The sequence below is a fragment of the Pedobacter nyackensis genome, assembly GCF_032678475.1.
In the GTDB taxonomy this organism is placed as follows: domain Bacteria; phylum Bacteroidota; class Bacteroidia; order Sphingobacteriales; family Sphingobacteriaceae; genus Pedobacter; species Pedobacter nyackensis_A.
This window is the reverse complement of sequence record NZ_JAVTSF010000001.1, coordinates 881,908-906,567: the sequence shown is the minus strand read 5'-3', so window position 1 is coordinate 906,567 and position 24,660 is coordinate 881,908. Positions and strand designations below refer to the sequence as shown.

Genomic DNA, 24,660 nt, shown 5'->3' with positions numbered 1-24,660 from the left:
ATCCGTAAATAATGAAAAGTTTTAAGACAAGATATATGTTAACGAAAACAATGAAATCAAAAAGTAATATAGTAAGAAGAGCATTTTGTCTATTCTTATCTGCGCAAGTTTTATTCACCAGTAGTGCCACAACTATTTCTAAAGCTGCGGACCAGGTAATAGAAGAAAATGATGAATTTACTATTGCTGTATTGCCCGATACGCAATATTACACCAGTGAAAAGAATGGCGGTAAAAAGGAGATGTTTTTTGCCCAGACAGATTGGATCGCTAAAAATGCGAAAAAGGAAAATATTCAGTATGTGATTCACCTGGGCGATATTTCTGATGATGGTGAATTAAAACCACAGCAATGGGTAAATGCAGCCGAAGCCATGTACCGATTGGAAAAACCTCAACCAGGCTATCCACAAGGAATCCCTTATGGAATGGCTGTTGGAAACCATGATCAAACCAAGAGTCAGTATCCTTTAACAGGTGTAACAGCTCAGTATAATAAGTATTTTGGTATAAAGCACTTTAAAGGGAAGAAATGGTATGGCGGATATTATAGAAATGACAATGATAGCCATTACGATCTTTTCACCGCTGCGGGAACAAAGTTTATGACTTTGTATTTAGAATATGATTCTTTTGATGAGGATATTGAGAAGCTAAATGATTGGGCGAGTCAATTGATCGAAAAAAATAAGGACAGGAAAGTCATTGTGGTAAGTCATTACCTGATCGCTAATAATGCAACCAGGAATACCAACGAAAAGGGCTTCGCTAAATTTGGCAGACAAGGTCAGCGGATTTTTGATAGACTTAAACGTTATCCAAATGTATTTTTAATGTTATCAGGTCATGTTGGCGATAATGGAGAGGGATTTAGAATGGATGGCTATGCTGGTAATATCATTAAGACTTACCTGACCGATTATCAAAGCAGACCTCAGGGAGGTAATGGCCTTATGCGCCTGATTACTTTTTCAAAGTCAAAAGACTTATTAAAATTCAGAACTTTTTCTCCTTATACAGGTGAAGTAGAAAATGATGCTGACAGCGAGTTTACAATGCCTTGGCAACACCATACCAGTGTAGCCAGGTTTATGGATTTTGACAATGATCAATTGACTGAACTTACTTTTTTTGATAAGGGGCAATGGAAAATAGGAGGGGCTGCAAATATTTCATTTGGAAAAGAAGGAGATATTCCAGCGGCAGCTGATTACGATGGAGATGGGAAAACAGACATCGCTGTATTCAGACCTGAAGAAGGTAAGTTCCTGATTAAAGGTGGAAAAGAAGTTTTACTCGGACAAGCAGGTGATATTCCAGTTTGTGGTGATTGGGATGGTGACGGTTTTGCCGATGTTGCTGTTTATCGTCCTTCAACGTTGACCTGGTATTTTGATGGATTGGATAATATCAGGTTTGGTCATAAGAATGGTATCCCGGTTCCTGCAGATTACGATGGTGACGGTAAACTGGATGTTGGTTTTTTCCGTACCGATAACTCGATGTGGCAGACCGCTCTAGGAAATATTCCGCTTCAATTACCTCACGTTGCTGGCGATATTCCTGTCCCCGCGGACTATGATGGCAATGGCAGAGCCGAAATGGCATTGTTCCGTCCAGGTACGGGAGAATGGATTATTGATTTTGCTGCGCCGGTTAAGTTTGGCCAGGCAGGAGATATACCTGTTCCGGGTAACTATGCTAAAGGTGGAAAAACCATTCCCGCAGTATATAGGGATGGGAATATTTTAACTATTGATGGAAAGAAAATACCGGTTAAGGATGGTAAATTAGCTGAATTAGTTAACGTAAAATCAAGCGTTAAACAATTTATTAAGTAAACAAATAGAAGGCCGGTTTGGGCCTGTAACGAAGGAGCCTTTATATCGTAAGATTTAAAGGCTCCTTCGTTATATATTGAAAAAGAGAATTGAATAAATTACAACTTTAATAGAAACTCTAAGCGCTCTTAATGCGATAGTAATTTGATTTTCTACCGTACGTTTTGAAATATCCAATCTATCGGCAATTTCCTGATTAGATAGATTGTCAAATCTACTCAGTATAAAAATTTCCCTGCATTTTTTCGGCAGTTTATCGAGGATCATCTCAATGTCGCTTTCCATTTCCTGGTAGCTGATTTTCTCTTCACCCAGGTTCAGGGCATAGCTTGAGTTTGGAAGAGTGTCGTATTCCTCAACCAACATAAGCGGATTAGCTTTCCCTTTTCTTACCAATTTATAAACCTGATATCTTGAGGCCATACTAAGATAGTTCTTAAATGAAGAAATTTCTAAGCTACCCCTGTTGCGCCATATGTTGATGAAAATATCATGTACCAATTCTGTACATGCTTCCTGATCTTTTAAGTAACGGAAGGAGGTAGTATATACAGCAGACCAATGCCGGTTAAATAACACTTCGAAGGCCTTGTTGTTATCTAATCGTATTTGTTCCCATAATTCAGAATCAGTAGGTAGATTTTTTGTCATACAGAATATCCCATGTATAAAAGTAGCTTATTTTTTGATAAGTAGGCTTTGCATAATTAGCTAAAAGTTACAAAAAAAAATATAAAATAGTTATGTGTGTGTTAGCATATAAATGGCTCTATATAAGTGATACCAAATATAAATGTATGTCCAAAAATGAGTTTATAGAACTTTACGAAAAGTATAAGTCGGGTAATTGTTCACCAGAAGAAAAAGAATTCTTAGAGAATTTTAAGGATGATTATAAACTGGAGGATTATGAATGGACGCCAGAGATGGGTGACAAAACGCAAATCCACGAAATTTTATATAGCAGACTGAAAGAGGAGACCGCGACGGAAAAGGATAGTGTATACAAGCTTAATCCAATCGTTCGCTGGATATCAGCTGCTGCCGTTCTAATCATCATAAGCACAGCTGTGGTTTTCTTTTATCAGCATAAAGATCAGATAAGCAACAGTACGTCGGCAGTAGTTAAATTCGAAACCAGAAAGGGACAGAAAAAGCAAATCACATTAAGTGATGGAACTGTGGTTTGGTTAAACTCTCTCAGCTCTCTGACGCTAAATGATGGTTACAATGAGAAAACCAGGGAAGTAAACCTTATTGGTGAAGCCTATTTTGATGTAACCCATAAAAAAGATAAACCTTTTAAAGTCTATACTGCCGACTTTAGCATAAATGTTTTGGGAACTGCTTTTAATGTTAAAGCCTATCCCGATGACGAGACGTCAGAAACAACTTTGATTCGGGGTTCAATTAATATGCAGCCTACATCGGATAACAAAAAGACCATTACTATGGTGCCGAGTCAAAAAGTAATTTTTGTAAAAAATGAAAAACTGAAACCAGATCATAAGGCCGGTAAAATTCAGGACATCATTGTTAAAAACTACCAGGAGGTTCGCGATACTACGGTAGTTGAAACAGCATGGACTAAAAATAATCTCGAAATATTTGATCAAAGGTTTATTGACATGAAAGGTGTTCTCGAAAGGTGGTTTGATGTACAGATCATTTTTACTTCCGAGGAAGTGAAGAACTATAAATTTACTGGAACATTCACAAATGAAAGTATAGTTGACGTATTAATTGCACTTAAAAAAACAGCGAAATTTAACTATGAGATAAAAGAAAAGACAATCACTATATCAAAATAAAAGGACGGTGTTGAAGCCACCGCCCTTAATTTTTTGATCATTAATTAATTAATTAATGACAGTTACTGCGCAAACAATGTGCTGTCAAAATTCACTTAACCAAAAAACAAAAATATGATTAATTATTACTTCCACCAAAAACGGTTGAAAATAAGGCCGTTTTCAAAAATCATTAGAATAATGAAGCTCACCTTTCTTCTAGTGTTCCTTACTTGTCTCCATGTTACGGCAGGTGTTTTTTCTCAGGATAGAATATCTCTTGATGTAAAAGACACTTCCCTGGAAAAAGTTTTACGGACTATCGAAAAACAAAGTAAATATCGGTTTGTGTATAGTTCAAGTTTTGTTTCAGTATCTAAAAATGTAACGATTGAAGCTAAGGACCTGTTGGTTATAGATGTATTAAAACGGATTTTGAAAGATGCCGAGCTTAGCTTTAGTGTTTGTAATGGCGATTTAATAGCCATTTCAAATCAGGGCGTAGTATCAAATGATATCACGGTATCTGGAGTTGTCAGGGATACTACAGGCATGGTTATACCGGGCGTTAGCGTAACGGTAAAGGGTACAAAAAGGGGAGCCGCAACTGATGCAGAAGGAAAGTTCGCATTAAGTGTACCGAATAATGCAATACTTGTTTTTTCTATTGTAGGGTATGAGCCACTGGAAATACCTGCCTCAGGTTCATTTATGACGGTCGTATTAAAACCATCAAGTAACAACCTTGACGAAATTGTAGTACAGGCTTATGGTACCACAACTAAAAGAAAAACCACCAGTGCAATCTCCAGTTTGGATATGGCCACGGTGGCAAAGCTACCGGTACAATCCATCAATGATGGAGTAGCTGGTCGTTTGCCCGGTATTACAGTAACGGCAACAAATGGGGCGCCGGGGACAAAAAGTGTGATTTCAATCCGCGGTGGTAGTACGCCTCTATTTGTTATTGACAATGTGATCCGTTCTGAGAGTGATTTCACAAACCTGAATCCGAATGATATAGAAGATTATTCTATATTAAAGGATGCTGCTGCTACTGCACTTTATGGTGTTTCGGCGGCTAATGGTGTTGTAGTTGTGACTACTAAGCGTGGCCGTGATGGAAAGATTAATATTAATTATGCCTATAACCAGATCTTTTCACAACCTACCTTGTTTGGTGAAAAATTGAGCTCGTTCCAACAGCAATCGGCAGTTAACAAAATATATGTCAATGAGGGAAAGAATGCACCAATATCTGCTGAAGATCTTGAAAAATATCGTACCGGATCTGATCCATTAAGGTTTCCAAATACTGACTGGCAAGATTTAACGATGAAAAAATTCGCACCTGAGATGAGACATGACCTATCTGTATCAGGTGGAAGCAAATTAATCAGCTTTTATGGCGGTTTGTCTTATTACGATCAGGGAACGATATTGAAAACAGATAATAACTACAACAGGCGAACTACTTATAGATTGAACACCACTAGTGATTTAGAAAAAATTAATTTAAAGGTAACGCTTGGTTTAGATGGTTTTATTGAAAAGAACGTGATTCCTAACTCAGCTTCTAATGCCGCTGCCTCAACTTTCTATGGTATTTATAGCCATATACAAAATCAAGGTGTAACTGCATTGGCTAGAAATGAATTTGGTTTGCCTACTCCAATACCGGATAACCCTGTTAGAGAACTTGATCCCCTGTCTGGCTACAGAAGAGGGACTAATAATACGCTCAATGCAAATTTAGGACTTGAATACAGCGCACATTTTTTGGAAGGATTGAAATTTAAGTTCAACGGAGTTTACAACACCTTAAATAACGACGGAAAGATCTGGGATTTCCTGGCTCCTGGTTATTTGATCGGAAGCAGAGTCCCTGTATATGGTAATGCTCCTAGTCTGAATGTGCTGAGCGGTAAAATAAATTCTACAACTCTTCAGGGCTATGTTACCTATAATAAAAAGATTGGGGATCATACCATCGACTTTACAGGCGTTTACGAGCAAAACAAGACAAATTCTAATATGTTGAATGTGACCCGGTCAAATTATAAGATTTTATATGACCAGCTTGTAGCCGGACCGGCAGAAAGCCAATCTATCAACATTTTTGATACTAATGGAAAACTACTTAGTGGTGAAGCCGAAAGTGCCAGGGCAGCATTACTGGGGCGTATCTCGTATGACTATAAATCAAAATACTTCATTGAGGCATCTGTGAGGAGAGATGGTGATTATCTTTTTGTTCCTGGCAGGCAGTGGGGAACTTTCTTCGCATTCTCCGGAGGATACATCCTGTCTGAAGAGAATTTTATGAAATCATTAAAGGACAGACATATTCTTGATTTCCTGAAATTAAGAGCCTCATATGGTGTTTTAGGAAACAAAGATGGTGTAAACCCGTTTCAATATGTTTCGGCTTATTCTGTAAATCCACTAGGTTTGATTGTTGATGGAAGGGCTGTTCAAAGTACTTCTGAACCGCTATCTATCCCAAGCCAGTCGTATTCATGGCAGAAAATCGGAAGCAGGGATTTTGGAATAGATATGGCTTCCCTGAATAACCGGTTGTCGGCAACAATAGATTATTTCTATACACGTACTACAGGTTACGTAACAAGTGATCCGAGATTTGCCCAAACATTGGGCATTGGCTTACCGGTTATCAATTTTGATGAAGGAGCAGCAAGAAAAGAGGGCTTTGATTTTAGTGTTAGCTGGAAAGATAATTTAGGCGCACTATCTTATAAACTAGGTGTTAACTATAATTATTTTAATACAGCATGGGAGCGTAATAAAGATGATAGTGATGCTGATTTGAGAAATCCTTATAGAAGACGGTCCAGCACAGTCGGAAATTTCATGTTAGATGCGGATGGTAATGCTGTTTATGGGTATACTAACAATGGCTTTTTTACAAGCAACGGTCAATTATTATCAGGAGCCCGTTTACCAGGGGCTAATGGGGTTGTTGCGGGAGATTTAAGGTATGTAGATACAAATGGTGACGGACAGATTACGACTGATGATCAAACCAGGATCGGCAAGAATACTTTCCCTCGTTCAAATTATGGTATTACTCTTGATTTAGGCTATAAAGGATTCTCTTTTAACGTTGTTGTTCAGGGGGCTGGTGCAAGAGACCGTTTACTGGGTAGCTCTGTACAAGGAAATGAATCTGCAACATTAATGACGTATGGCTTTCAGGAGGATTACTGGCGCCCGGACAATACCGATGCGTTATTTCCAAGAGCAATCACTTCTGGATCTATAAACGGGAACAATAACTTCCAGCAAAGTGATTTCTGGTTGGTACAATCAAAATATATAAGATTAAAATATTTGCAGTTGGGATATGACTTTACGCAAGGTGTATTGAAGAAAGGGCCATTCCAGCAGCTGCGTTTATTTGTATCGGGAACAAATCTGCTCACATCAGCAAAGAGTCAGAAGTATTTTATAGATCCGGAATCGGATACCAGCAATTACGGCTATCCCATTCAGCGCACGTTTGCAATAGGTATTAACGCAGGGTTTTAATTATTAATTTTTAGCAAGATGAAAATAAAAATATTTGTAATAATTGGTTGCGCGTTCGTAATAAGTTCCTGTAAAAAGGTTCTGGATGTGGAGCCTTTAGATAAGGTAAAAGAAGATGTTGTATGGAGTACCAAGGCTAATGCTGAGACATTCATTTATGGTACATATGGAATCATGGATGTTTATCGTAGTGGCCCCGGACCGGATGTTCGAACTTCAAACATCCTGGCAACCGATGGTACTGCAAGAAATGCATTTACTGTCTTTAGTGAAAGTTTAACGAATAGCTATGATTGGAACGACCACGGTGATAGCAAAATTCTAGACAATTTTAACAATTGGGCAGAGATTCGCCGTTGTAACCTCATTATCAAAAAAGTTGGAGAATCAACTGGGATAACTGATGAGGATAAGAAGATGTTAATTGCGGAAGGTAAATTTTTAAGGGCCATGTCTTATCTGGGAGTGGCAAGAAAAACGGGCCGAATTGTATGGATAGATGATGTTTTAACTGAAAATGATGATTTTAAACTGCCATCCGTGGCCACACCTTCAGACAGTTATAATTATATTATCAAGGATTTAGAAGATGCTGTAGCTGATATGTCTGCAACTAAAGTTTCGGGAAGAGCCAATAAATATGTTGCTGCTGCCTTTTTAACTGAGGCATGTCTGCAAGCCTTAGCCTATAAAAATTATCCTGCGGCAGCTAATGTGAACCCCGCTGACCCACTTCTTGAAAAGATTATCACGAATGCAGAATTGGTAATCGCTGGAGGGTATGCATTGGAAAGCGATTACGAGGGAATGTTCAATGAGACTAAAAGCACATCAGCAGAGATTATTTTTGGGATTTACAAAAAGTCAATAGATAACATAGTCCAAAATACACCTATGCAAAATGCTTTTCCAAATATCTCTAATGATAAAGTGAAAAAATTTGATGGAAGTCCTTTGTTTAGTAAGCCGGTAGCTTTTGAACTTTGGCCGGAGTACTTTCCAAGTCAAAATCTAGCTGACGATTATCTGGTTATTGACAAGGCAGATCCAACAAAAGTATTGCCATGGAACCAGACTTCTCAATATCTTGCTGCTGTAGATGAGGGGGTAAATGTGCGTGTTCCTTATGCAAGAAGAGGATTCCCTAATGATAAAGTTCCCTCGGGCGGTGACGAGGTTGTAGTAAAGCAGGGTAGAATAAAAGCCGGTAGTTCGGAGGATTTCTGGACCTTGACAAATGTTAACCGGGATGCCAGATGGAAAAGCTCTATTGTTAGCGATTCTTCGCGTTTTGCGAATGAACTGTTTACTACAAACACCAAGGGGAACGCTAATCGCTGGATTAGTGTGTATGGTGGTGATTGGGGCTCAACTGTAACAAATATGTATTTCAAAAAAGGAATGTACACGAATGTAGCTCCCAGCTATTTGAATTCGGTTAGGACAGACTATCATTATGTTTGTATGCGCCTGGGAAGGGTTTATCTGAATTTGGCAGAAGCATATTTACTGAAAGGAGATTTGGTCAATGCTTTAACAAATTTGAATAAAACGCGTGTGATGCACGGTGCTTTGCCTGCCTCTACCGCTGGTAATCTAACCGATGCATGGAAAGATTATAAAAGAGAAAGAAGGGTGGAGCTTACCCAGGAAAATGATTTTTATTATAGCTTGTTAAGATGGGGCAGGTATGGCGGAAATGCCAATGACGGCACACCTTCGGGGGGAACCATTATAAATTTAACTGAACCTATCCGTGTATTAGATATATCAAAAGACCGTAAATCTTTTGCGATAGTTACAGGGTCGTTCAACTTCGGCTATAACCAACGAAGATTTGATGCTTCGAGACGCTATTTATTCCCTATTCCACAAGGCTTCATTGACAACAACCCTAAATTTGGGCCTCAAAATCCTCAATGGTAGAATTTATTTTATGATATATAAGATTATGAAAAGACATATAAAATTGAATTTAGCTTTAGTGGCTACCTTTATAATTACGATGCTTTCTTCCTGCTTGAAGAAAGACTTGCCAGATTACCCGGAATTTGATGGAAATGAAATTACATTGGTAAATGTTGAGCACCGTTTTAATAGTGGTCAGATGATGCATGGCCAGCCAGTTGTTGCGTATCAAAAGTTAACAGTTGCGCAAACTATTAATAAACCTAGTTCGACAATAAATGTAGTGATAACTGTACCTCCAGCGGCAGGTACGTTTACTGCCGAAGAAAGAGCTAAAGTAGTTCAGAGTAAACTGTGGTTCTATTTAAACATTTCAACGGCTGCTACTGTTGCTCCCATTGACGGAACTCCGGCATTAGCCGATCCTACCGATGCTACAAAACCGCTGAAATACAGTGTTAAGGCTGCAAATGGCGCAAGTAAAGTATGGACAGTTAATGTGACTGCATTTAACAAGTAAATAGGTTAGTTTATTTATACTTAGGTTGATTAGAGCCGTTAAAACTTTAGCGGCTCTTTTTAATGCAACATTTGGGAAAGTATTTTATAATGTGAACAGCTTTCCGAAAGGACTTTGTGGGCAGGGATATGGGAGCCAAATGAACTTAGTTTATATAGAAAGTAAGTGTCATTATTCAGATTAATCAAATGTTCAACGATGACCTAAAATCAGATTTGAAATTCGAGATAAAGAAGTAAGTCTTGTTATGAATTGTTTTAATAAATGCCTTATAGTGTTTTTGTTCCTGATTGCAGGAAATGTTAATGCGCAAAAGAAAGTCATAAATGTAGCTGATTTTGGTATTAAAAGTGATGGTTCCGATGCTACAAGTTCAGTTCTTTCTGCTTTGAATGCATGTAAGGAAAGCAAGGCAGATACACTGATTTTTCCGAAGGGAAAGTATAATTTCTGGCCTGATAAAGCAACTGAAAAATACATGTTTATCAGCAACAATGGTGATGGATTAAAGCGTGTTGTTTTTCCTTTAAACGGTTTTGAAAATCTCGTGATCAATGGTCAGGGATCAGAATTTGTATTTCACGGCTATATATGCCCCTTTATTATTGACGGATCAAAAAATATACAATTAATAAACTTCTCTATAGATTGGAAAAGGACGTTTCATAGTGAAGGTATTATAATGGCAGTACATGAAAACGCCATCGATGTAGAATTTTCTGAAACATTCCCCTTTAAAGTCGAAAATAGTAGATTGTTATTTACTGATGAGGAAAAGAGGCTTTACCCATTTAGCAGTTTACTGGAATTTGATTCAAATAAAATGGAAACAGCATTTATGGCTAAAGATTACTATTGCGGTCCCGATATTATTGTTGAAAAAATAGCTGAAAGAAAAGTTCGGCTGTTTGTTCCCGGAATCAAAGGAACACCAGGAAATGTACTGGTTTTTGGTGCCTTAAATCGCGACTGTCCGGCAATTACTATAACCCATAGTGTTCAAATTAAATTAGCTGGCCTCGATATATTTCATTGCGGAGGGATGGGAGTGATTGCCCAGAGAAGTAGGGATATTGATCTGGATTATGTTCGGGTAACACCTTCGCCAGTTAGCGGTCGCATGATTAGTATTACGGCCGATGCAACACATTTTGTTTCGTGTAGCGGAAAAATTGTGATGCAGAACTGCCTGTTCGAGAATCAAAAAGATGATGCTACAAATATACATGGTATCTATGGATTGGTTACTGGCAAAATTTCTCCAACATCCATAGAAATTAAACTAAAACATGAACTTCAGGCAGGCTTTGATCTTGTTCGTGCAGGCGAAAAAGTAGAATTCCTGAATAGTGCAAGCATGGTGTCTTATGCTGAGGCATTTGTTAAAAATGTTTCCAGTGTGAACAAAACGTATTTAAACATCATTTTTGATGAAAAGGTTTCTGAACAACTGAAAATCGGTGACGTTATTTCTCTTGTAGAATGCCAGCCTGATGTGGTACTAAGAAACTGTATAATAAGAAAAAATAGGGCACGAGGTATTTTGCTTGGCTCCAGAGGTAAGATACTCATTGAGAATAACACATTTCATACGCCTGGGGCAGCGATTCTGTTTGAGGGGGATGCCAGGTTTTGGTATGAGCAAGCTGGTGTAAGAGATGTAAAAATAATCAACAATATATTCGATAACTGTAATTATGGTGTTTGGGGAAATGCAGTGATACAATTTGGGCCTGGCATTGAGAAATCTAAAAAAGCAATAAGTCGATATAATCGAAATATCCTTATTGAAAAAAATAATTTCATTGTTTTCGACCCGAGGATTATTAATGGCTATTCAATTGATTCACTCGTTTTCCAAAACAACAGTATAAAAAAATCCAATCAATATGAAAATAGATACGCGAATGCAAAACCGTTTGAAATTACAGAAAGCTCAAATATTTATATTGAAGCGGGTAAAGGGAATTAAGAAAGTTAATAGGCTGAACTTTATCTTTCTTTTTGCAATGATAGCTGTTGCGAATCAGGTAGCAGCTATGGAGCAGCAGACTGATACCATTTATGTCAGGGGTACTAAAATCCCGGTGGCTATAGGCGCATCTTCTGAATATGCGCTTATCCGTACACCTAAACCTGGTCTTGTTCCAAAGATCAATGGCCCCAAAGTATATGGAGCCAGGCCAGGTAATCCGTTTTTATATCGGATTCCAACAACAGGAAAAAGACCAATGATATTTGCAGTAAAATACTTACCGGCTGGTCTTAGTTTAGATAAAAATACTGGTATAATTACGGGTGTATTGGTTGGCAAAGGAGAATTTACAGTAGAAATAACAGCGCAAAACAATTACGGTAAATCTGTTCGTCCGTTAAAAATTGTGAGTGGTGACAAATTGGCCCTTACACCTCCAATGGGATGGAACAATTGGTATGCGTTTTATGAACGTATTACTGATAAAATGATGAGAGAAGCCGCCGATCACCTGGTACGTTTAGGAATGGCAGATGCAGGCTATCAGTATGTGAGTATTGATGACTGCTGGATGAATGCGAAGGAAAATAAAGACCCGGGAAGGATTGGACCGGCTCGCGATTCCACCGGGGCCATTTTGCCAAATAGTTACTTTCCAGATATGAAAGGTTTAACCGATTATATCCATAGCAAGGGATTGAAAGCAGGAATATATACCTCGCCTGGAATAACTACTTGTGCAGGATTTACGGGTAGCTTTGGTTATGAATGGAGGGATGCTAAACAATTTGCGGATTGGGGTTTTGATTTTCTTAAGTATGACTATTGCTCTTATTCCAGCATTGAAAAAGAAATTAAAGGAATGAACCTTGACCTTTCACCTGAGCAAATCATGAAGCAGCCTTATTTTAATATGGGGGCGATACTTCGAAGTCAGAAACGTGACATCATTTTCAATTTATGTCAGTACGGAAGGAAAGTTTGGGAATGGGGCCCGGAGGCTGGTCATTCCTGGCGAACAGGTAGCGACCTGGGGGGGCAGGTTGGCAAATTTTATGATATCGCTAAAAAAAGTGCAGATAATTTTGGTAAATGGTCAAAGCCCAGTGCCTGGAACGATTTGGATTACATCCTTATTGGTTATGTTGGGAATCCCGATGGCAGCAGGATACCAGAATTGACAAAATTAAGTCCGGCAGAACAATATTCATTTATGTCGTTGTGGTGTTTACTTTCTGCTCCTTTATTTTACAGTGGAGATTTTTCCAGGTTAAATGAGTTTACACTAAATATACTCTGTAATACGGAAGTGATCGCTGTTAATCAGGATCCGCTTGGAAAACCTGCTGCGGTGATCAATAGAACAGAAGATACTTTTGTGATGGTTAAGGAACTGGAAGATGGCAGCAGGGCGATAGGGCTGTTCAACAAGGGTAAAACACCTGCTGCAGTAGAGATAAAGTGGTGGGAAACTGGAATGCAAGGCGATCAATTAAGGGTAAGGGACATTTGGCATCAAAAGAATCTTGGAAATTTTAAAAAGGGATATACGATTTCGGTTCCTCCCCGTGATGTTGTTTTTATTGTTGCGTCTGATCGCTTAAAAAAATAGATAAAAGCATTTATTGCGGTTGCGTTAGTTTTTACTAAGTTTACACTTAGGATTATTATTCATGACTGCTTATAACGCACATACCGATCAGGAACTGATTGTCTTGCTAAAGCAGGGGGATGAGTTAGCTTATACAGAGATTTATACCAGATACTGGCCATTTTTATTTCGTCATTCGCTAAAAATGTTGAATGATGAGGGACAGGCTATGGATATTGTACAGGATATATTTACGGGTATGTGGTTTAATCATACTATGCTAGATTTTAATGTCTCTCTATCAGCTTATTTATATACCTCGGTTAGAAACCGTACAGTTAATGTGATCAATAAAGGAAAGCTTCAGCAGGTTTATATGGAATCTTTGCAAGACTACATCAACAAAGGAGCTTATGTTACAGATGAAGCTGTTCGTTATAAAGAGTTTGAAGCAGAGATAGAAGCAGAGATTGCCAAGTTGCCTCCCAAAATGAGAGAAATATTTGAGTTGCGCAGAACAGCAGGGCTTTCTTATAAGCAGATTGCACAGCAACTTGGTGTTGGTGATGAAACCGTGAAAACACAAGTGTCCCGTGCACTAAAGGCATTAAGAGGTAAATTTGGTGCTAATTTTACTTTGCCATTTTTGTAAAATAGAAAGGACCATTCCTAAAATGTTAAATTATTTTTAACGTTTGTCCCCCAAATAGATTTCTGTTTTGTCATGTATTATATGGGAACTAAAACTCTCTAAAATACACATGGACATTAAGCAAGCCAGGGAACTTACGCAAAAATACCTTGAAGGCAAATGTAGCCCCGAGGAAAATGCCATTTTTGAAGGATGGTACAATCAACGTATGAAGGCTACACCAGATCCTATTGCTGAGCCAGACTATGAAGCTTTACACCTGCGTTTGGCCGAGTCGTTACCAGCTGGTAAGCCGCGTAAATATCTACTTTGGCCGCGTTTTGCCGCTGCAGCATCTATTGTTTTCGCAATAGGTACTGGTATTTGGTTCTATAACGCTCGTAATTCTAACAGAGGCACGAACTTAAGCTTAAGCCAGCATGATGTTGCCCCCGGAAAAAATATTGCAACACTAACATTAGCAAATGGTAAAACCATTACGCTTAGCGATGCAAAAACTGGAGTGGTTATTCATGCTGATAAATTGGCTTACAACGATGGCAGTTTAGTCACCCCCAACTCATCGGGGCAAACTGGGAAAGATCTCGTGGTCAATACTCCTCGTGGCGGACAGTATCAACTCATATTGCCCGATGGTACAAAAGTTTGGTTAAATGCAGCTTCTTCTCTTAAATTTCCGGCAAATTTTGCAGGGGTTAATCAACGTAAGGTGGTTTTAAATGGCGAAGCTTATTTTGAAGTTCATAAAGATCGAAAACAGCCATTTATTGTCGAAAGTGTAGGACAGGTAGTTGAAGTTCTGGGTACACACTTTAATATTTCTGCCAACCCAGATGAGGGTGCAATTAAGACTACCTTAGTTGAAGGCAGTGTTAAAGTTGTCCAGGCGCAAACAAATAACATTGCAATCCTGAAACCAAACCAGCAAAGTACAATTACAGGTGGTATAGATAAAATTAAAGTCGATACAGTTGATCCCGAATCAGCCTTAGCCTGGAAAAATGGTTATTTTATGTTTGATGATGAGGACCTGGAAAGTATCCTGATGAAAGTAGCTAAATGGTATGACGTAGAGATTGTTTACGAACAAAAACCTGCTGGTTTATCTTTTATTGGCACGGTTTCCAGATCAAGAAATGTTTCAGAAGTTCTCCATGCCTTAGAACGAACAGGAAAAATCAAGTTTAAAATTGAAGATAAAAAAATAACGGTTCTCAGATAATAGTTTAAATAAATCAATAACCTAAACCAACCAATATGAGTATAAAATTACCTCCCTGATTTGCTGAGGTAATTCAATAAAAAAACCGAGTGTGCAACGAACACACCCGGAAGTTTTTTTGGATTCACCCGTCATTAAATTTTTCGAATAACTTATTAGTATAAACCCAAATAAATACAAATGTATGAAATTTTACTACCATTCTTGGTTAGTGAGGTATGCGCCTATAACTAAGAAATTATTACTCATTATGAGACTAATTATTCTCTTGCTCACGACAGGTTTATTGCAGGTAAATGCATCTGGTTTTGCACAAAAGATTACCCTGTCAGAAACCAATGCTTCACTTAAAACGATAATTAAAAAAATAAGAATACAAAGTGGTTATGATTTTATTGGTGATGCCGATCTGATCAATAAAGCAAATCCGATTAAGATTTCAATCAAAGAAGTTAGTCTTGAGGAAGCATTGGATGCATGTTTCTCTGCTACTGATATTTCCTATTCTATAGATAACCGTATTGTTGCTTTTAAAAAGAAGGAAACGCTTACGCAGAAAATTGTCGACCCCGGCTTATTAAAAAAAATAGATGTTAAAGGAAAGGTTGTAGACGAAAATGGTAAAGCATTACCAGGAGCATCAGTTAAAGTTAAGGGTACAAAACAAGGTACACAAACTGATAAGAATGGGGAGTTTTCCTTGTCTGACGTCGAAGTAGATGCGACAATCGTCGTTTCTTTTATCAGTTACAAGCCACTGGAATTAAAAGCAAAGGCCAACATGGGAACAATCACCTTAGATCAGGATGAGTCTACATTAAACGATGTGAATGTAACCGTTAGTGCCGGTTATGGAACTTTGAAGCGTAGGGATTTAACTGATGCAGTAACCAGTCTTGATCCAAAGGTATTACAGTCCTCTACAGCTATTTCTATTGGGAACATGATCCAGGGACAGTTGTCGGGTGTAAATGTACTAAGTGGTTCAAGTGCTCCCGGTGCCCCGGTTCGGATTCGGATTCGTGGAGATGCAACGATTAGCAATGGGGCAAATCCATTAATTGTTGTTGACGGTGTGCCAATGCCTGAAGATTATGATCTGAATGACATCAATCCAAATGACATTGAAGCTTTAGATATTTTAAAAGGTGCTTCGGCTACTGCTATTTATGGTTCAAGAGCATCAGCAGGTGTAATTGAAATCAGAACTAAAAGAGGAAGCCAATATACAAAACCTCAAATATCATACAGTTATAATTTTGGCCGTAAATCTCTAGAGAATGAAATCAAATCACTAAACAGAGATCAGTTTACGGAGCTTTTTGAAGAAGGTTTATATAATTATGTGAGAGGTAGATTTAATCTTAGGGGAGATCAGCAGTCTGTTAGGAATTTTAGAAACCCTGCTAATAACATTAATTATTTCGAACTGTATATGCCTGAGGGCAAATTTGGGAATGGGAATACAAATTGGGTTGATTTGATGATTAAACCTGCAATTACGCAAGACCATTATTTGTCTTTGCGTGGTGGTGATCAGAAAACCCAGTATTCATTTTCATATGGAAAGAATATTGAAAATGGGATGCTCGCTGGAAGTAATTTCGATAGAAATACATTAAATATGAATTACGACCAACGCTTTAGTGATAAAGTAAAAGTAGGGTTTAGTATGATGGGTGGTTTCAATGAAACCAATAGAACTGTAGATATCGCAACTACTACCAAAATGCGTCCGGATGCTCCTGCATATAATGACGATGGCAGCTATCATATTTTTAAATATGTATACAATGGGGTAGTCAATCAATATGATAATCCTTTAATTCTTGCAAATGATGTAACCAATAGAACAAGAGGTAAGGTGTTAAGTGTTAGTCCGTATGCAGAGCTTCAACTTTTAAAAGATTTTAAATTTACAACGAGGTACAATTATTATTTAAGCTTAGGAAATCAAAGAGAATATTATCCGAGAACCACAAGAAGGGGGCAAAACTATAGTGATGCCACAGGAAGTTTGATTGATGGTCAAAATAAAAATACCAATTCTACCTTTACCAACTACTTGACTTATCTAAAAGCCTTTAACGAGCATGATATCACCGCAGTTGTAGGTACAGAGATGAATAGCACTTCATTCGAAACTGTAACAGAGCGTTACCTGAATTTCGCTGACGATAAAATACAAAATGAAGTTTGGCAAGCTGCAAAATATCAGTGGGCAACTGGAGATGCGAGTGAAACCGCCGCTGTTGGTTATTATGGTAGATTGAACTATAAATATAAAGACCGCTATTTATTAACCTCTTCATTCAGAGTTGATGGTTCTTCCCGTTTTGCACCAAAAAACAGGTATGGCTTTTTCCCCTCAGTTTCTGCCGCATATATCGTATCAGAAGAGCCTTTCTTTGCTCCGTTAAAAAATACCGTTGATATGTTGAAGTTTCGTGCCAGTACAGGTAAAACGGGGAACGACAGAGTGGGTGCTTACAACTGGAGGGCACAGTATCAAAGTGGGGTTAGTTATATGGACTTGCCTGGCGTTAGACCTACCGATTTGGGTAATGATAATTTAAAGTGGGAATCAACAACAGAATATAACCTGGGCTTAGACTTTGGCCTCCTGCAAAATAGCAGGATCCGGGGATCAATTGATATCTACAAAAAGAATGTTCAAAACATGCTGATTGGAATCCCAATGGCACCAAGCACCGGCGTAACTTCAGTTTATCAGAATTTTGGTAATTTGACCAATAAGGGGATCGAATTTAGTCTAAATGGCCTGGTTGTTCAGAAAGGTGAGTTCAGCTGGGATATTGGAATGAACATCTCTAAGAATAGCAATTTGCTAACCAAATTGGGAATTGACAGGGCGTCGACTACATCGGGAGAAACCTGGTTGTCTTATTATGTGATTGAAGAAGGAAAGCCACTGGGGCTGGTTTATGGATATAAAACTGATGGCTTATTTCAAAACTGGGCTGAGGTGGATGCTGCTGAAGCCTTAGATCCTAACAGGAAATACCAGGAACCAAGCTTTTTTTCTATGCCTGGCGATATCAAATTTAAAGATATGAGCGGAGATGGTTATATCAGTTCGGGAACTGGTAAAGATGATGATCCTCATGAAGATCGTCGTGTGATCGGTAAAACGCAGCCAGATTTTTGGGGTGGTTTTAATACCACATTACAGTATAAAGGGTTAAGGTTAGATATTAGAGGGACTTTCCAAAAGGGAGGGGTTAAATATTGGAAATATGGTGAAACTCAATTTCAAATGAACGCAATTTCACCTGATAATGTCGATGTCATAGCTTTAGACCGTTGGACACCAGAAAATCCTAATGCTAAATATCCTGTTTTTAGGAGTCTTTATTACACCAATAAAATCAATGATTTTTGGTTGTACGATGCGTCATTTTTAAAAATTCAGGAGATCAATATTTCTTATCTCGTGCCTAGAAAACTGTTAGAGAAAACAAAAATAATTTCTGGTTTAAGTGTCTATGCCTCACTTAATAATGTGTTCACATTCACAAAGTATCCAGGTTATAATGTTGAAGGTTTTAGCCAAAATCCAATTGAAGGAAGTATGATGGATTATTCCTCATACCCTAATGAACGCACCTTTAAAATAGGCGCAAGGTTAATGTTCTAATTCAATTATTTACATTTAATACTGAAAAATAATGAAAAAAAAGATAATGTATGTGGCAGGTTTATGTTTGTTGGCCGTAACCACATCTTGTGAAAAATACCTGGATAGAATTCCACCCCATAGTCTAGTGGAAGACAATGCTATCGTTGATGGCGCAAGTGCCGAGGCTGCTTTAATTGGTGCTTTTGTACCTTTAAAAAATATGAACCCATCTCCGTTCGGGGCTAATTATATTTCCAACGGTAGCCAAATGGTGGGATTTACAACCGGTCGCTTCAGAGCTTTTGATGAGCAGCTTGAATTGAATGCTTTTAATACAGGAGATGGCTGGAATGAATGTTCTGAAATTATAAATGCTACAAATGCGGTAATTCAAAAAACGGCCGAAATTAGCGACGGTAAATTTGTTGGCAACCGTAAAAATGAAATTATTGCGGAGGCCAGGTTTATGCGTTTTTTTGCACAGTACTATATATTTCGCTACTACGGACAGTTTTGGGATTTAAATTCTAAATATGGTGCATTGATGAGACGTGAGCCTGCAAAGGTATCCACGAACAACTACGCCAGGTCTACTGTTGAAGAAACTTATCGCCTGTTATTTGAAGACCTTGATCATGTAATTGAAAAAGGCCCGGATTTTACCACTGTTTACAGACCTTCCAAACTTTTGGCAAAAGCTTATAAAGCAGAAGTGCATTTGATGCGTGGAACGAATGCTGATTTGGAAAAAGCGATAACGCTGGCGAATGAAGTGTTAAACGATCCAAAACGTAAAAAGGAAGCTGCGTATGCCGACATTTTTTCAAAAGGTTATAGTTCAACAGAGCTGCTGTTCACCCGTTTCATGGATCAGCAAATGCTAAGTGGTGTATTCAGTAATGTAGGTAGTATTGTAAGAATGTTTGGTGGAACATTTGCACCAACTCCTTTATTTGAAAATATCCTTGCCGGCGATAACAGAGCTTCCTTTTATAAACGAATTGATGTAGTTAATGGTGCGAACGTAGTTAGAGTGCCAAAGCTTTATAAAGCGGATGGCAATTGTTTGCCTTATTATATGCGCACCAGTGAAATGGATTTGATAAAAGCAGAAGCTTATGCCCGGTTAAACCAAAAGAGTAACGCCGTAGACGCAGTTAATGTTTTGAGACTGCGTGCTGGTGGAGGCATATTAAATGCATCGGAAATTGCTGATGCTGAGCTGCAAACAGTTGTTTTTAATGAAGCAGCTAGAGAAATGGGACTTGAAAATGGGTACGAGTGGTTTGCTGCTATCCGGCTTAAAGGAACCGATGGTCGCAATTTGATCTTTACCCTTAAACCGGCAGTAAAAGAGATAAAACAATTCATTTGGCCTATCCCGCAAAAAGAAAAAGAACTGAATAAATTAATGATACAAAATCCAGGTTATGAAGGAATATAGAAATGATGCTATGAGGTTATTTTTATCTGTTTTAATTTTATGTGCATGTTCGGCCCAGACCGTACATGCACAGGGGATTGAATTTATGCACGATTTAAATCAGGCATTGGCAAAGGCAAAAGCCGAGCGTAAATTAGTATTTATAGATTTTTACACCTCCTGGTGTGGCCCTTGTAAAGTGCTGGATAAAGAAGTTTTTCCACAGGAGAAGGTTGGTAGTTTTTTTAATTCCAGGTTCATTAACTGTAAAGTACAATGTGATGATAAAGGAGAAGGCGTTAAGCTGGGAGAAAAGTATAAAGTAATAGCTTACCCGACACTAATGTTCTTAAACGGTGAAGGAGAAATGATTCATTCAGCTGCCGGCGGACCAAGTGCAGAGGGATTAATTGAATTAGCTGAAACTGCACTGAACCCTGAAAAAAATCTGATGTCCATCACCAAAAGATGGGATTCAGGGGACAGGGATAAGGATTTTGTACTTAAATATTTTAAACGTTTGAAAGAAGCGTATCGTAATGATAAGGCTGCAACAGATTTTTCAGCTTATTTTAACAAATTAAGTGATAAGGATAAAACGGACAAAAATACTTTTGAGCTAATTAAAATAGTGGGTGCCTCACCTTTCTCTCCGTTGTTTAGTTATCTGGAGTCTAATAAAAGTCAATACTATAAATCAGCAGGAAAAAAAGAGGTTGATAGTTTCATTTCAAACGGGTATTTATGGCACCTTCAGGGTATAGCTGCCAGAGGAACACGAGCAGAATATGATAATGCCATGCAAAAATTTAAAGCGAAGAAGTATCCTTATTATGATGAGTTTGAAATGTTTTATAGCGTGTATTTAGCTTATGAGCCTAAAAAGGATATTAAAGCGTATATGGATCGTGGAACTGAATTTTTAGCTAAGTATGGTAAAAATAATGACAGTTATACAACCTCATTAACTATGTTGCTGGGTAATTTGACGGGAAGACCTAATGAAGGTGCTGCGGGAATTACATGGATGGAGGATTTGTTAAAGCGCAGTTCTAATCAGAGGTACCTGGAAACTTATTTTTATATTTTATGGAGAAATTTTCAATTGGATAAAGCACTGGAAGTAGGAAAGCAGATACGTGAGACGGTTATTAAAAATAATGATTCAACAGAAACAATAGATAAGCAAATTGAAATGATTAATGGTATAAAAGCCAAACAAAAGGCTAAGGAAGAACAGAAAAATAAAGCTTAAAAAACAATGAGGAAATTAATTTTAATAGTAGCGATGTCTTTCCCTTTTTTGGTTTGGGCACAAAATGATACATTTAGTATAGAAGGGAAATTAGCTAACCCTAAAAAGAATGCTAAGGTTTATTTGACGTATATGTATGAGGGGAATAAGGGGCGTATTGATTCTGCTCAACTGAAAGGTGGGAAGTTTTCGTTCCTGGGAAAAGTTGCAACTCCCGGTACCGGAACACTGATGCTTTCGCATGATGGAAAAGGTAGGTCTGCTAACAATCCGGACAGTTATACGGTGTTTTTAGATAAGGGTATAATTGTTTTAACAGCAAAGGACTCGATTAAAAATGCCACTATTTCGGGGGCTAAACTGAGTGTAGAGTACGCGCGTTATAATGAGCTTTTTGCTGCACAAACTTTGGCTTTGGCAGGTTTAGATAAAGAGTGGGCTGCTGGAAATGAGGCAGAGAAGAAAGATGGGAGTTTGGCTAAACGTTTAACGGCAACCAGTATACCCCTTAACAGCGAAAAGAAAAGGATCCAAAAGGAGTATATTAAAAAAAATCCGGGTTCATACTTTAGTTTAGTGGCATTAAAAAGTATTGCGGGCTCAAAGTTTGTGGTGGATGAAGTAGAACCAATTTTTAATAGCCTGTCGGCTTCAGTTAAAAATAGTACTTCCGGACAAGCATTTGCAAAGCAGATCGCATCAGCAAAAGCTACATCTAATGGTGCAATTGCTCCGGACTTTACCCAGGCCGATGTAAATGGCAAAGATGTAAAGCTTTCTGATTTTAGAGGCAAATATGTATTGTTAGATTTTTGGGCAAGCTGGTGTGGCCCTTGTCGTGCTGAAAATCCAAATGTAGTGGCTACTTTCCATAAATTTAAAGATAAAAATTTTACGGTTTTAGGTGTTTCCTTAGATAATCCAGGGAAAAAGGAAGATTGGTTGAAAGCTATAGAAAAGGATAAACTGGAATGGACGCAATTGAGTGACTTACAAGGTTGGAAAAATGCTGCTGCTGTACTTTATGGTGTTAGAGGTATCCCTCAGAACTATTTAATAGGTCCGGACGGAAGAATCATTGCCAGTAATTTGAGAGCTGAAACACTGGAAGCGAAATTAAAGGAAGTAATCAAGTAAAATAACTATTGTTGTGTTGAATTGCATTCAACCACCTTTTTCGATTGGAATTCGAGGATATTCCTGAAATTTCAACGACTAATTTAATGATGCAAGTTTTAAAAAGCTCAAACATTCTTAAAAATGTTTGAGCTTTTTTATTTGATAAATATAAAACTTGTATAAAAAATGTTACATTAGTTCTGGGGAGAGATTTTCATGTTAGCATATAGTACATTTTCAGATTCAGAACTGATCTCTATGTTGAGGTTAAGCAATCGCGCTGCTTACACCGAAATTTATAAAAGATATACAGCAATTTTATACAGTCATGCATATTCAAAACTTCAGGATCGGGAAGAAGCAAGGGATGCTATCCAGGAACTCTTTACCACATTATGGTTGAAGCGTGAAAACCTTACCATTGAAACAAATCTATCTGGATATCTTTACTGTGCTATTAGAAACCGTGTTTTAAATACGATTTCACATAGGCGTGTGGCTTCTAATTATTTTGTAAGTATACAGGACGATTTTAATAAGTTTGAATCAATTACTGATCACCGGGTCCGCGAAAATGAGCTCGCCATTTTAATAGAAAAAGAAATCGCTTGCTTACCTTCTAAAATGAGGGAGGTATTCGAGTTAAGCCGCAAATCGAACTTATCCCGCAAAGAAATTGCGGCGCAGCTTAATCTCTCTGAGAAAACAGTTAAAAATCAGATTAATAGTGCTTTAAAAGTGCTGAAGCTGAAGTTTGATTCTATTCTGGCAACAATGATCTTTTAAAAAAGTCATTATTTTAATTTTTTTTTATTTTTATCTGGGCCCTAAGCCTGAGTTCCCTGTCTTTGTTTTAATTAGAGGCTAATTAAATCTTTATGCAAGGAACGAAAGTAAAAGAATTATTGAACAAGTATCTCTCTGGTGATTGCAATGAAGAAGAAAAAGCTTTAGTGGAAACCTGGTACCTTAAACATGAAGTTGTAAATCAAAAAATACTGTCTGAGGAGGAGTATGATACTGATATCCGTATGATTCAGGAAAACCTTGACCGTAGGCCAACGAAAAATGGTCTTTGGACACGCATCTCTATTGCAGCACTGGTCCTGTTTACTTTATCGGTTACATTTTTTTATTATTATTCTGTAAGACAAGACCAGCAATATATAGCTAATGACTATGCTAATATCGGCCCGGGGACTGACAAGGCTACGCTGACCCTTTCCGATGGAACCAAGATTAGTTTAAATGATGTGGAGAACGGAGAAATTGCTATACAATCAGGCTTAAAGGTAGCCAAAACAGCAAATGGACAGATTGGTTATACGGTAGTTCCAAAGAATAAGGACGTAAAGGCCGGACAGGTTATTGAATACAATACCATCGCAACACCCAGGGGAGGAAAATATCAAATCCTGTTGCCCGATGGAACGACCGTATGGTTAGATGCTGCTTCTTCATTAAAATATCCGGTTCAGTTTGCTAGTGATGAACGTAAGGTTGAATTAGTAGGGCAGGCGTATTTTGATGTGGCGAAAGACAAGAATAAGCCTTTTAAAGTATTAAGTGGTAATCAGCAGGTTGAAGTATTTGGCACCCAGTTTAATGTCAATGCTTATTCCAATCAGGCCTCAGTCCTGACAACTTTGCTGGAAGGAAGTGTGAAAGTCAGCTTGAAAAATTCAAAATCGGGAAGTATGTTAAAACCTGGTGAACAAGCTGCATTGGAAGATCTGCATTTTCAGATTAGTGAGGCAGATGTTGAGGAAGCTATTGCCTGGAAAAATGGCTATTTTGTATTTGAAAAGGATGATGTGCGTACGGTACTGAATAAGCTGGAACGATGGTATGACGTGGATATTATTTGTGATCACAACTTTGGTCAAATGAAAATCGGAGGGTCAATTTCCCGATCTAAAAGCCTTTCTGAAGTCTTAAGAGTACTACAACTAACCAGAAAAATTAAATTTAAAGTCGAAGGAAGGAGGATTTTCGCTATGCCATAATTTTACTTAGCGTAATTCACAAAAAAAATAACCAGGAGCGTTGTCGCGCCCCTGGCATTTAAGAGTGTGGATTATTGGTTCTATATCTCGTATTTAAAAAGTTATCAACCGAACGTGACGATGAGACGGCTTCTGACACTGTGCTCATTTTCATTAACCCAAACTTACC

The 24,660-nt window shown here is 38.0% G+C and carries 16 protein-coding genes; 15 read left to right on the top strand and 1 reads right to left on the bottom strand.

What is annotated here, in order from left to right; translation table 11 throughout:
- Nucleotides 1-35: 35 nt before the first annotated feature.
- Entirely contained in the window at nt 36-1,841 is a 1,806-nt protein-coding gene (locus R2Q84_RS03585) for a metallophosphoesterase (protein WP_316815160.1), read from the top strand.
- A gap of 69 nt (nt 1,842-1,910) precedes the next feature.
- Here the strand turns inward: R2Q84_RS03585 and R2Q84_RS03580 are convergent, their stop codons facing one another.
- Nucleotides 1,911-2,492 carry an RNA polymerase sigma-70 factor gene (locus R2Q84_RS03580; protein ID WP_316815159.1) on the bottom strand — a complete coding sequence of 194 codons (582 nt, stop codon included), beginning with the start codon at nt 2,490-2,492 and terminating at the stop codon, nt 1,911-1,913.
- A 146-nt stretch (nt 2,493-2,638) separates the two neighbouring features.
- Here R2Q84_RS03580 and R2Q84_RS03575 point away from each other — a divergent pair, with 146 nt between their 5' ends.
- The 14 genes from R2Q84_RS03575 to R2Q84_RS03510 all read left to right on the top strand — a co-directional run bounded on the left by R2Q84_RS03575 (nt 2,639) and on the right by R2Q84_RS03510 (nt 24,491).
- Nucleotides 2,639-3,652, top strand: a complete 1,014-nt coding sequence (locus R2Q84_RS03575; protein WP_316815158.1) for a FecR family protein — start codon at nt 2,639-2,641, stop codon at nt 3,650-3,652.
- A gap of 180 nt (nt 3,653-3,832) precedes the next feature.
- A complete protein-coding gene (locus R2Q84_RS03570) occupies nt 3,833-7,180 on the top strand; it encodes a TonB-dependent receptor (protein WP_316815157.1) in 3,348 nt (1,115 codons plus the stop codon).
- Nucleotides 7,181-7,198: 18 nt separating this feature from the next.
- The gene (locus tag R2Q84_RS03565; protein ID WP_316815156.1) at nt 7,199-9,106 is read left to right on the top strand and encodes a RagB/SusD family nutrient uptake outer membrane protein; all 1,908 of its coding nucleotides are present in this window, start codon (nt 7,199-7,201) and stop codon (nt 9,104-9,106) included.
- A 25-nt stretch (nt 9,107-9,131) separates the two neighbouring features.
- The gene (locus tag R2Q84_RS03560) at nt 9,132-9,608 is read left to right on the top strand and encodes a DUF5018-related domain-containing protein (RefSeq protein WP_316815155.1); all 477 of its coding nucleotides are present in this window, start codon (nt 9,132-9,134) and stop codon (nt 9,606-9,608) included.
- A gap of 280 nt (nt 9,609-9,888) precedes the next feature.
- Nucleotides 9,889-11,580 carry a right-handed parallel beta-helix repeat-containing protein gene (locus R2Q84_RS03555; protein WP_316815154.1) on the top strand — a complete coding sequence of 564 codons (1,692 nt, stop codon included), beginning with the start codon at nt 9,889-9,891 and terminating at the stop codon, nt 11,578-11,580.
- Nucleotides 11,498-13,195, top strand: a complete 1,698-nt coding sequence (locus R2Q84_RS03550) for a putative Ig domain-containing protein (protein ID WP_316815153.1) — start codon at nt 11,498-11,500, stop codon at nt 13,193-13,195. The genes R2Q84_RS03555 and R2Q84_RS03550 overlap by 83 nt, the downstream gene beginning before the upstream one ends.
- Nucleotides 13,196-13,256: 61 nt before the next feature.
- On the top strand, nt 13,257-13,826 hold the full coding sequence (locus R2Q84_RS03545; protein WP_316815152.1) for an RNA polymerase sigma-70 factor: 570 nt from the start codon (nt 13,257-13,259) through the stop codon (nt 13,824-13,826).
- A gap of 109 nt (nt 13,827-13,935) precedes the next feature.
- Entirely contained in the window at nt 13,936-15,048 is a 1,113-nt protein-coding gene (locus R2Q84_RS03540; protein WP_316815150.1) for a FecR family protein, read from the top strand.
- Between the two features lie 184 nt (nt 15,049-15,232).
- Nucleotides 15,233-18,706, top strand: a complete 3,474-nt coding sequence (locus R2Q84_RS03535) for a TonB-dependent receptor (protein WP_316815149.1) — start codon at nt 15,233-15,235, stop codon at nt 18,704-18,706.
- 31 nt (nt 18,707-18,737) lie between these two features.
- Nucleotides 18,738-20,132 (top strand): RagB/SusD family nutrient uptake outer membrane protein, encoded by a 1,395-nt coding sequence (locus tag R2Q84_RS03530; RefSeq protein WP_316815148.1) that lies wholly within the window; start codon nt 18,738-18,740, stop codon nt 20,130-20,132.
- The gene (locus tag R2Q84_RS03525) at nt 20,119-21,366 is read left to right on the top strand and encodes a thioredoxin family protein (RefSeq protein WP_316815147.1); all 1,248 of its coding nucleotides are present in this window, start codon (nt 20,119-20,121) and stop codon (nt 21,364-21,366) included. Before R2Q84_RS03530 ends, R2Q84_RS03525 begins: the two co-directional genes overlap by 14 nt.
- Before the next feature lie 6 nt (nt 21,367-21,372).
- Nucleotides 21,373-22,503 (top strand): TlpA disulfide reductase family protein, encoded by a 1,131-nt coding sequence (locus tag R2Q84_RS03520; protein ID WP_316815146.1) that lies wholly within the window; start codon nt 21,373-21,375, stop codon nt 22,501-22,503.
- 198 nt (nt 22,504-22,701) lie between these two features.
- Nucleotides 22,702-23,271 (top strand): RNA polymerase sigma-70 factor, encoded by a 570-nt coding sequence (locus R2Q84_RS03515; RefSeq protein WP_316815145.1) that lies wholly within the window; start codon nt 22,702-22,704, stop codon nt 23,269-23,271.
- Nucleotides 23,272-23,363: 92 nt separating this feature from the next.
- Nucleotides 23,364-24,491, top strand: a complete 1,128-nt coding sequence (locus R2Q84_RS03510; RefSeq protein ID WP_316815144.1) for a FecR family protein — start codon at nt 23,364-23,366, stop codon at nt 24,489-24,491.
- Nucleotides 24,492-24,660 lie beyond the last annotated feature (169 nt).

Bases quoted from the DNA above. Each gene is read 5' to 3' on its own strand.
- R2Q84_RS03585 (WP_316815160.1), top strand. From the start codon at position 36: ATGTTAACGAAAACAATGAAATCAAAAAGTAATATAGTAAGAAGAGCA.
- R2Q84_RS03580 (WP_316815159.1), bottom strand. From the start codon at position 2,492: ATGACAAAAAATCTACCTACTGATTCTGAATTATGGGAACAAATACGA.
- R2Q84_RS03575 (WP_316815158.1), top strand. From the start codon at position 2,639: ATGTCCAAAAATGAGTTTATAGAACTTTACGAAAAGTATAAGTCGGGT.
- R2Q84_RS03570 (WP_316815157.1), top strand. From the start codon at position 3,833: ATGAAGCTCACCTTTCTTCTAGTGTTCCTTACTTGTCTCCATGTTACG.
- R2Q84_RS03565 (WP_316815156.1), top strand. From the start codon at position 7,199: ATGAAAATAAAAATATTTGTAATAATTGGTTGCGCGTTCGTAATAAGT.
- R2Q84_RS03560 (WP_316815155.1), top strand. From the start codon at position 9,132: ATGAAAAGACATATAAAATTGAATTTAGCTTTAGTGGCTACCTTTATA.
- R2Q84_RS03550 (WP_316815153.1), top strand. From the start codon at position 11,498: ATGAAAATAGATACGCGAATGCAAAACCGTTTGAAATTACAGAAAGCT.
- R2Q84_RS03545 (WP_316815152.1), top strand. From the start codon at position 13,257: ATGACTGCTTATAACGCACATACCGATCAGGAACTGATTGTCTTGCTA.
- R2Q84_RS03540 (WP_316815150.1), top strand. From the start codon at position 13,936: ATGGACATTAAGCAAGCCAGGGAACTTACGCAAAAATACCTTGAAGGC.
- R2Q84_RS03535 (WP_316815149.1), top strand. From the start codon at position 15,233: ATGAAATTTTACTACCATTCTTGGTTAGTGAGGTATGCGCCTATAACT.
- R2Q84_RS03530 (WP_316815148.1), top strand. From the start codon at position 18,738: ATGAAAAAAAAGATAATGTATGTGGCAGGTTTATGTTTGTTGGCCGTA.
- R2Q84_RS03525 (WP_316815147.1), top strand. From the start codon at position 20,119: ATGAAGGAATATAGAAATGATGCTATGAGGTTATTTTTATCTGTTTTA.
- R2Q84_RS03520 (WP_316815146.1), top strand. From the start codon at position 21,373: ATGAGGAAATTAATTTTAATAGTAGCGATGTCTTTCCCTTTTTTGGTT.
- R2Q84_RS03515 (WP_316815145.1), top strand. From the start codon at position 22,702: ATGTTAGCATATAGTACATTTTCAGATTCAGAACTGATCTCTATGTTG.
- R2Q84_RS03510 (WP_316815144.1), top strand. From the start codon at position 23,364: ATGCAAGGAACGAAAGTAAAAGAATTATTGAACAAGTATCTCTCTGGT.